The organism is Kitasatospora sp. MBT66 (assembly GCF_000710405.2).
Classification (GTDB): Bacteria; Actinomycetota; Actinomycetes; order Streptomycetales; family Streptomycetaceae; genus Kitasatospora; species Kitasatospora purpeofusca.
Genome location: NZ_JAIY01000007.1, coordinates 340,806 through 349,541, shown reverse-complemented (window position 1 = coordinate 349,541; position 8,736 = coordinate 340,806). Strand labels below are relative to the sequence as shown.

Genomic DNA, 8,736 nt, shown 5'->3' with positions numbered 1-8,736 from the left:
GCGACACCCCGACGCCCACGCCGAGCCGGGCGAGCACCAAGCCCACGTCGACCCGGTCGACCGCGAGCACCCCGCCGCCGGCCGCCCCGAGCACCAGCGTGGCCGCCGCCCCGCCGGTTCCGGCCCCGGCCCCGACCGGTGCCCCGGCCACCCAGCCGCCGGCGCCGACGAGCCCCACCCCGACCCCCTCGGCGTCCCCGACCCCGACGCCGACGGCCACCGTGACGCCCACGCCGACCGCGACGCCGACGCCGACGCCGACGATCCGGGTGCTGCAGTACGGCATGCAGGGCACCGATGTGCAGGCCATGCAGCAGAAGCTCGCCGTGGTGATGTGCTGGATGGCGCCGGACATCCCCGTGAACGGTTACTTCGACGGGGACACCGAGTACTTCGTGTCGTACTTCCAGAGCATGCAGGGCGTCCGCGGCGACAAGAAGGGCGTCTACGGGGCCAACACCCGGGCCGCGCTGGAGAAGCGCACCGGCTGCTGACCCCGGCCCCAGGGCCTCAGCCCGTGATCGCCTTGAAGATGCTGAACACGGCCATCAGCACCATGATGCCCGCCGCCACCCGGATGATGATCTTCATCGGCACGTGCTTCAGCAGCTTCTGCCCGCCCAGGATCGCGATCCCCGCGACCGCGCACAGCGCCAGCCAGGCGCCCAGGCCCACGGCCAGCGGGTCGGCGTACTTGGCGGCCAGGTTGGCGGTCATGATCTGCGTCAGGTCGCCGAACTCGGCGATCGCCACGACCACGAAGCTGGCCCCGGCGACCTTCCAGAAGCTGTTCGCGGACGGCTCCTTGGCGGCGTGCCCGTCCTCGTCGTCGCCCCCGCCGTGGAACAGCAGCATCGCCGCGCCGGCCAGGAACAGCACACCGGTGACACCCTCGACCCAGCGCTGCGGCAGCAGCGAGAGCAGGTGCCCGGCGACCAGGGCGATGCCCACCTGGAGGGCGAAGGCGGCGGCGATCCCGGCGAAGACGTAGCTCGCCCGGTACTTGGCGCCGAGCATCAGGCTGGCCAGGGCGGTCTTGTCGGGCAGTTCGGCCAGGAAGACGATGCCGAAAGTGATCGCGGCGACGGTCAGGCTCATCGGGGGTGGTGTCCCTCGGGTTCGGGCTGCCGGACCGCGGGCAGCTCCGTCAGGGGTCGCTCCGGCCCGACAGCGCTGGTTGGAAGACACGCGGGACGCACGGACGCGCCCACGTTCACAGCACTGCGGCCGAAGGTCTCGCCGGCACCCGTCGGACGAAGATCCGCAGTGCCCCGGGCGCCGGGCCCCGAGGGGCCAGTATGTCGACGGTCCGGTGGAGGGCTACTCCCCTTCAACTCGGCCAGACTACCCGATCACCGCTCCCGCCCGCCCGGCGCGGAGGCGGCGGGGGCACTGACACGGACCAGCCCCCGGCCGACCAGCTCCAGCACCACCACGACCGCCGTCGACTCCACCGCCAGCAGCGCCACCAGCACGAACAACTGCACCGCGCCCGCCTGGACCGGCGAGGCCCCGCCGAGCAGCATGCCCACGAACGCCCCCGGCAGCGTGACCAGGCCCACCGTCCGGGTCTGGTCCAGCGCCGGGACGAGCGAGGTGGCGGCGGCCGTCCGGCAGATCTCCATCCGGGCGTCCCGCTCCTCGAAGCCGAGCGCCAGCGCCGCCTCGACCTCGCCGTGCCGCTGGCGCAGCTCGTCCAGGGCGCGCCGCCCGGACAGCGAGGTGGCGGTGAGCGCGCCGCCGATCAGGATGCCGGCGACCGGGATCACCGACAGGCCCTTCGCCGGCAGCAGTCCGCTGCCGAGCAGCAGCACCAGCACCGGCAGCACCCCGGCGCCGATCGGCGCGGCCGCCCACAGCCAGGCCCGCCCCCGGTCGGGGACCATCCGACGGCCGGCGGTGCGCACCGCGACCGTGAACATCAGCAGCACGAAGAGCGCCGACCACCACAGCGAGTCGACCACCCAGGCGATCACCAGCGCGACGGCGGCGAGCTGGACCACCGCGCGCAGCCCGGCCCGCAGCACCGCGTGCCCGTGCCCGAGCCGGCCCCACCCCGCGACCGCGACGGCGGCCAGCAGCAGCACTGCGGTGACCGCGCCCAGCGCCGGGGTCACCGGCAGCAGCTGTCCCCCGCCGGCGGCCGACGGGACACCGGGCACCGGTCAGATCCAGGTGGTGAACCACATCCGGTCCTGCCAGGACGTCATCGGGATCACCTCCGCCGTGTACAGCGGGTAGAAGAAGGCGAAGCAGGCCATGATCGCCAGCACGACCAGTCCGGCCCCGGCGGCGCCGATCCGCCGCCGTTCGGGCCGGCAGCCCTCGGGGCCGACCATCGCGCCCAGCATCTGCGCGACGGCCAGGCAGAGGAAGGGGACGAGCACCACCATGTAGAAGGAGAAGACCGTCCGCTCCTGGTACTGGAACCACGGCAGGTAGACACCGGCCACCGCGCACAGCACCGCACCGGAGCGCCAGTCCCGGCGGAAGGCCCACCGCCAGAGCAGGTAGACCAGGGCGAAGCAGGCCGTCCACCAGAGCAGCGGGGTGCCGAGACCGAGGATCTGCGCCGCGCAGCCGCCGGACGCGGTGCAGCCGTGCTGGCCGGCCGGCACCTGCTCCCAGTACATCGAGACCGGCCGGCCCTGGACCAGCCAGCTGAACGGGTTGGACTGGTAGGTGTGCGGGCTGCTGAGACCGGTGTTGAAGTCGTACATCTGCGCGTGGTAGTGCCAGAGGCTGCGCAGCGGCGCGGGCACCCAGCTCATCGGGAGCTGCGGCAGCGGGACGCCGAGGAAGCTGTCCGGGGACAGCCCGGCCCGGTCGTCGGCCCAGTGCCGGTCGAAGCCGCCGCCGGTCGCGCCCTTGCCGCCGCCGGTGAACAGCCAGCCCGCCCAGCCGCCGACGTAGACGACGAAGGCGGCGCCGACCGTGGCGAGGAATGCGGGCCCGGCGTCCCGGCGGAGCATGGAGCGCCAGGGGCGGCGGGCGCCGGCCCAGCGGCGGCCCGACCGGTCCCACAGCACGGTGAGCACGCCGAAGGCGGCCAGCACCATCACGCCGTTCCACTTGACGCCGGCGGCGGCGCCCAGGCAGACCCCGGCGGCGATCCGCCAGGGCCGCCACCCGAGCCGGACGGTGTCCCCGCCCCGGTCGGGGAGGACTGCGGCGAGCCGGGCCCGGGCGTGGTCGCGGTCGATCAGCAGCGCGCCGAAGGCGGCCAGGACGAAGAACATCTGGACGCCGTCGAGCAGGCCGACCCGGCTCATCACCAGTTGCAGGCCGTCCACGGCCATCAGCAGGGCGGCGGTGCAGCCGATCAGGGTGGAACCGAAGAGCCGGCGGCCGATCCGGGCCAGCATCAGCACGGTGACGGTGCCGAGCAGCGCGGTCATGAACCGCCAGCCGAAGGGGTGCAGGCCGAAGGCCCACTCGCCGAGCGAGATCACCCACTTGCCGAGCGGCGGGTGGGCGATGAACTCGGGCGCCGAGGTGAGCGGGATCTGCTGCGGGACGCCGAGCACCTGCTCGTTCGCGTGCTCCGGCCAGGTGCCCTCGTAGCCCTGCCGCAGCAGGGACCAGGCGTCCTTGGGGTAGTAGGTCTCGTCGAAGACGAAGGCGTTGGGGTGGCCGAGGTTCCAGAACCGCAGCAGACCGGCGAAGAGCGCCACCGCGATCGGCCCGAGCCAGTCCCAGCGGGCCGCCGCCAGGCGCGACAGCCCTCGCCGCTCCGGTGCCGGGGCGGCGGGCTCCGTCGCGGCCGGTGGATGGGTGAGCGCCGCTTGGGTCATGGTCTCGGTAGCCTCGCCGCTTCGCCGTTCTCGCCGGGTGCCGGCCCCGAGGGGGTCGGGCCGGACGGTCAACAGCCACCGACACTATGTGCCGGTGGGCGCGAAACCAAGCGCGACGGGCGCCGGACAGGTGACCTGTCGGGCGCCCGTCGCGGGCGGTCGGGCGGCGGGGTCAGGCGGCGGCCTGGAGCTCCCGGACCGGTCGGGCCGGGGTGCGGACCGGGGTGGCGGGGGCGTGCTCGTCCCCGGCCGAGGGGGCCGCGTTGTCCTGGGCCGCGGTGAGGTACGGGCGCAGGCGCAGTGCCTGGACCACGATCAGCACGGTGCAGCCGGCCATCGCCGCCAGGTAGACCGGCCAGGTGCCGGAGCCGACCAGCAGCACGCCCACGGCGGGGCCGACGGCGATCGCGATCTGCTTCACCAGGGCGTACCCGGCGTTGTAGGTGCCGAGCAGCCGGGCCGGGGCGAGGTCCGCGACCATCGGGCCCATGGTCGGGGCCAGCAGCGACTCGCCGACGCCGAACAGGGCGTAGATCGAGACGATCGCGACCGTGGCGGCCATCGCCTCGGTCCGGACCAAACCGGCCACCAGGGCCATCGCCCAGGCGCCGAGCCAGACCACGCCGGCGGCGGCCATCGCGGTGGTGCGGCGGCGGCGGGCGGTGATCCGCACCATGAACATCTGCAGCACCACGATGGTCAGCGCGTTGGCGCCGATGGCGATGCCCAGGGTGGACGGGGCGGTGCCGACGGTGTCGGTGGCGAAGGCCGCGACGCCGGACTCGAACTGGCCGTAGCAGGTGAAGAAGATCAGCCCGGCGAGCACGCAGAGCCGGACCATGGCCTTGTCGGCGACCAGGGCGCGCAGGCCCCGCGGGGCGTCGGCGCCGTCCTGGACCAGCAGCGGCGCGGCCTTCGGGATCCGCGCGGTGCCGGTCACCAGGGCGAGGCCGAGGAAGGTGACGGCCTCGATGGTGAACAGCCGGGTCAGGCTGGCCGGGTCGGCGACGTCCACGATCTGCCCGCCGACCAGTGCGCCGATGCCCATGCCCAGGTTGATCAGGGTGAACTGGAGCGCGAAGGCGTGCGAGCGGGTCGCCGCGGTGGAGCAGCGGACGATCATGGTGGCGAGCGCCGGCTGGCAGGTGGTGACACCCGCGCCGAACAGGAACGAGGAGACCAGCAGGGCCGGGGTGCCGGTGGCGTGCCCGAAGGCGAACGCGCCGGTGGCGGCCAGCGCGGCGCCGGCCAGCAGCACCGGGCGCGGGCCGTAGCGGTCGATGCCCCGGCCGGTGAACGGCAGCACGGCGAGCGCGGCCAGCGCGAAGACGGTGAACACCATCCCGGCGGCCAGCGCGCCCAGCCCGCGCACCTGGTCCACGTACACGAACATGTACGGCATCGTGAACCCGCTGCCGAACGCGCTGAGCGCGTTCCCGATCTGGACGCGGCGCAGCGGGCCGCCCGCCCCACGTCGCTGCTGCCTCTGCTGCTTCACCGTGCCGGTCACCGTGCACACCCCTTCCTGCGGACTCCGCCCGTCAGGGCTTCGTCAGTTTTCACTGGATACTCTTAAGACCGGAAGACTTAAGAGCTAAAGTTTGACTCTAAAGTCTTAGCACCGGAAGAGTGCGGAGTCAAAGTCTTAAGGAGTGCACCCCACATGCGACACTGGTCCGCATGACTGCAGAGAAGCCCGCGCCGGCCACCGCCCGCGAGCTGGGCATCGCCGAGCAGGTGGCGCTCTACCAGCGGGAATTCCCCACCGTGGACCCCCAGGTCGAGACCATCGTGCAGACCCTGTCCCGGGTCGCCCGGCGGATGACCGTCGCCTACGACCGGCAGCTCACTGTGCTGGGAATCACGGCCGCGGAGTGGGAGGTGCTGAAGGCGCTGGTGGTGTCCGGCAGCCCGTACCGGCTCGGGCCGGGCGAGCTGGCCAAGCGGCTCGGGCTGACCCCGGCCGCGATGACCCACCGGGTCGACCGGATGGTGGCCGAGGGCCTGGTCACCCGGGACCGGGACGAGAACAACCGGGTCCGGGTGATCATTGAGCTGACCGACCTCGGCCGGGACAAGTGGCTGGAGTCGATGCGGATGGCCGCCGTCTTCGAGGAGGAGCTGCTCCAGGACGTCGTCGGCGAGGACCGTACCGTGCTCTCCGGGATGCTGGCCCGGATGCTGCGGCGGATCGAGGAGAGCCGGCCGGACACCTCGGGGCCCGCCGCCGAGCAGGACTGACCGCCGCCGAGCAGGACTGACGCGCCCCGGGGCGACCCCGGGACAGCAGAAGACGTCCGGCCCGCCGGGGGTGTCCCCCGGCGGGCCGGACGCTCGGTGCGACAGGTGCGAGGGTCCGTCAGGTCCTCACCCGGTCGTTACTACTGGGTCAGCAGGGGCCGTTGTCGGTCCAGACGCCCCAGGCGCCGCTGGCGGTCGGGTCGTCGCCCTTGGTCCACCACTTGTTGGTGTAGTAGTGACCCTTCCAGGAGACCTTGGTCGAGGTCGCGTAGGTGGCGGCCGCGTCCCAGCTCGGGGCGCCCGCGCAGCCGGCCGGGGTGGTCGGCGGCGTGGTCGGCGGAGTCGTGGGCGGCGTGGTCGGCGGGGTCGTGGGCGGGGTGGTCGGCGGCGTGGTCGGCGGGGTCGTCGGCGGGGTGGTCACCGGCGGCGCCGGGCAGCCCGCGGCGGAGCCGTTGGTGGCCTCGACCATCTTGTCGAACAGGCTGGTCTTGGTGCCCAGGTCGTACAGCGAGAAGGCGAAGGAACCGCCGAGGCCGTTGCAGTGCGCGTAGTCCAGCTTGGCCTGGATCGAGCGGGCGTCCTCACCGGACCAGAAGGTGCTGCCGTCGTAGAAGTAGGTCGTCTTGGCGTCCTCGTCCCAGTACGTCTTCGCCGGGTTGTCGACGAAGCCGGCCAGCTCCTTGTACATCTGGATGCCCGCGACGTTGCCCGACATGGAGGCACCCGCGGCGGGGCCGGTGGCGGGCTGGAAGAGACCGTTCTTGCCGTTGTTCTGGACGCCGGTCCAGCCGCGGTAGTAGAACGGCACACCCACGTTGATCTTGTTCGCGGGGAAGCCGCCCGGGATGCCGTACTGCTGGTCACCGGCGGTGTAGGCCTTGACGGCCGAGTCGACCGAGTACTTGCCGGTGCCGCCCGGGACCGGGGTCATCGGGTCGTTCGGGCCGGCGTAGATCGGCGCCTGGTGGTTGGTCGGGCCCTTGGACTCCCAGCCACCGTGCATGTCGTACGTCATGATGTCGAGGAACGACAGGTACTGACCGATCTTGTCGGTCTCGACGTTCTTGATCTTGTCCTGGCCGGCACCCACCGCGGCCGCGGTGTAGTAGCTCTTGCCGTCGGTCTTGCCCTGCGCGTCGAGCTGCTCGCGCAGCTCCTTCAGCAGCAGGGTGAAGTTCTGCTTGTCGTTCGGGCTCGACAGGTTGCCGGTGTGGCCGCCGCCGCCCGGGTACTCCCAGTCGATGTCGATGCCGTCGAAGATGCCGGCCGCCGAGCCCGGGCCGCCGTAGCCGGCCTCGACCGGCAGGTTGCCCTTGATGAACATGTCGATGCAGGACGAGACCAGCTTCTTGCGGGAGGCGTCCGTGGCGGCCGCCGCCGAGAAGTACTTGGAGTACGTCCAGCCGCCCAGCGAGATCAGGACCTTGAGCTTGGGGTTCTTCGCCTTCAGCTTCTTCAGCTGGTTGAAGTTGCCCACGATCGGCTGGCCCCAGACGTCGCCGACGCCGTCGACCGAGATGTCCGGACCGAAGCTCTTCTGGTAGTCCGCGAAGGAGTCGCCCGCGCCGTCACCGGCGTTGGGGTTGTTCTCGTCCTGGCTCGCCGCCTTGTTGGCCTCGAAACAGCCGAGGGTGGTGGGGTTGATGTTGGCGAACGAGTAGATCAGGTAGTCCAGCTTCCCGGCCACGCCGGTGTCCTGGATCGTCTTCGGGTAGTACCCGTTCGCGTAGATCGACCACTGGTCGAAGTAGGCGACCTTGATGCCACCGCTGGTGGCGGGCGCACCGGTGGAGTTGGTGACGGCGGCGTTGGCCGTGGCGCCACCGGTGAGCGCGAGACCCGCGCCGAGCAGCAGGGACGCCGTGGTGCCGGCGGCGATCGCGGTCAGGCTCTTGGACCGCCTGCGACGGCCGCCCTCCTGAACCGGGGCCCCGGCCCTTTCGATGCGTGAACGGAGCATGGGTGCTGACTCCTGGTGTGGGGGATTCCGCCGGGTCCGGGAACGCGCGCACGGGGTGGGGCCGTACGACCAGGACATGACAGAACAGGATGGGGGAATCGAACGGAGCATGCCTTGACGGACGCCGGGATATGCCGAACCGGCGCCAGCGGCGAACCGCTGACGCCGGCTCAGGGGCTCCCTGCACCTGGGCACTAAAATGGACTAGACCAACTACCCCGTCAAGGGGTGATGTTGAGCCTTGAGCCGCCGTTAAGGTTCCCCCGGAACCCCTCCGCCCCCGCTGACCTGCGGGTCAACGGGGGCGGAGGAGGTCGGACGGCCGGCCCGGAGCCGGCCGGGTCCGCTCAGTAGCGGACGGCATTGGCGACCACGGCCTTCACCGAGCCCGAGAGGTCCCGGTTGCTGAGCGCCTTCGCCTCGGTGCTCTTCCCGGCCTCGACGTCCGGCACGGTCACCGCGGTCGCGTCCAGCACATTGCCGCTGTCGTCGGTGAAGTTGACCTGGATCACGTACCGGTTGCTGCCCTGCTGCTCGTGGTTGGTGACGGTCAGCGTCGTCTGGGCCTTGCCGTCCGTGAAGGACACCGCCCCCGCCGAGACGTCCGCCTTCGCGTCCAGGCCGCCCTTGACCCCGGCGAGCGCCGAGGAGGCCGCGGCCTGGGCGGAGGAGGCCGCGGAGGCCAGCGAGGAGGAGATCCCGCCCGCCGCCGAGGCGAGCGCCGAACTCGCGGCCGAGGCG

General features: G+C 72.1%; 9 protein-coding genes. 2 read left to right on the top strand and 7 right to left on the bottom strand.

All coding sequences use genetic code 11. From position 1 onward, the window contains the following. Positions 1-286, bottom strand: a 286-nt coding sequence (locus BI06_RS48235; protein WP_199523328.1) for a hypothetical protein, incomplete at its 3' end; no start/stop codon positions are given. On the opposite strand from BI06_RS48235, the gene BI06_RS21090 reads away from it, so the two are divergent. Further along, positions 285-494: a peptidoglycan-binding protein gene (locus BI06_RS21090; RefSeq protein WP_158516449.1), complete on the top strand. Its 210-nt coding sequence runs from the start codon at positions 285-287 to the stop codon at positions 492-494. The genes BI06_RS48235 and BI06_RS21090 overlap by 2 nt on opposite strands. A gap of 16 nt (positions 495-510) precedes the next feature. Here BI06_RS21090 and BI06_RS21085 read toward each other — a convergent pair whose 3' ends face one another. The 4 genes from BI06_RS21085 to BI06_RS21070 all read right to left on the bottom strand — a co-directional run bounded on the left by BI06_RS21085 (position 511) and on the right by BI06_RS21070 (position 5,304). Further along, entirely contained in the window at positions 511-1,098 is a 588-nt protein-coding gene (locus tag BI06_RS21085; RefSeq protein ID WP_030391639.1) for a TMEM165/GDT1 family protein, read from the bottom strand. A gap of 254 nt (positions 1,099-1,352) precedes the next feature. Continuing rightward, a complete protein-coding gene (locus BI06_RS21080) occupies positions 1,353-2,162 on the bottom strand; it encodes an ABC transporter permease (RefSeq protein ID WP_233290240.1) in 810 nt (269 codons plus the stop codon). Positions 2,163-2,165: 3 nt separating this feature from the next. After that, positions 2,166-3,794 carry a dolichyl-phosphate-mannose--protein mannosyltransferase gene (locus BI06_RS21075; RefSeq protein WP_082558606.1) on the bottom strand — a complete coding sequence of 543 codons (1,629 nt, stop codon included), beginning with the start codon at positions 3,792-3,794 and terminating at the stop codon, positions 2,166-2,168. A 172-nt stretch (positions 3,795-3,966) separates the two neighbouring features. Continuing rightward, on the bottom strand, positions 3,967-5,304 hold the full coding sequence (locus BI06_RS21070; protein WP_233290239.1) for an MFS transporter: 1,338 nt from the start codon (positions 5,302-5,304) through the stop codon (positions 3,967-3,969). Between the two features lie 170 nt (positions 5,305-5,474). On the opposite strand from BI06_RS21070, the gene BI06_RS21065 reads away from it, so the two are divergent. Next, entirely contained in the window at positions 5,475-6,035 is a 561-nt protein-coding gene (locus tag BI06_RS21065) for a MarR family winged helix-turn-helix transcriptional regulator (RefSeq protein ID WP_030391643.1), read from the top strand. 148 nt (positions 6,036-6,183) lie between these two features. Here BI06_RS21065 and BI06_RS21060 read toward each other — a convergent pair whose 3' ends face one another. Together BI06_RS21060 and BI06_RS51000 are read right to left on the bottom strand one after the other, a co-directional pair. Further along, positions 6,184-7,995, bottom strand: a complete 1,812-nt coding sequence (locus tag BI06_RS21060) for a glycosyl hydrolase family 18 protein (RefSeq protein ID WP_082558605.1) — start codon at positions 7,993-7,995, stop codon at positions 6,184-6,186. A gap of 347 nt (positions 7,996-8,342) precedes the next feature. After that, on the bottom strand, positions 8,343-8,736 hold a 394-nt coding region (locus tag BI06_RS51000; RefSeq protein ID WP_158516448.1), incomplete at its 5' end, for a hypothetical protein.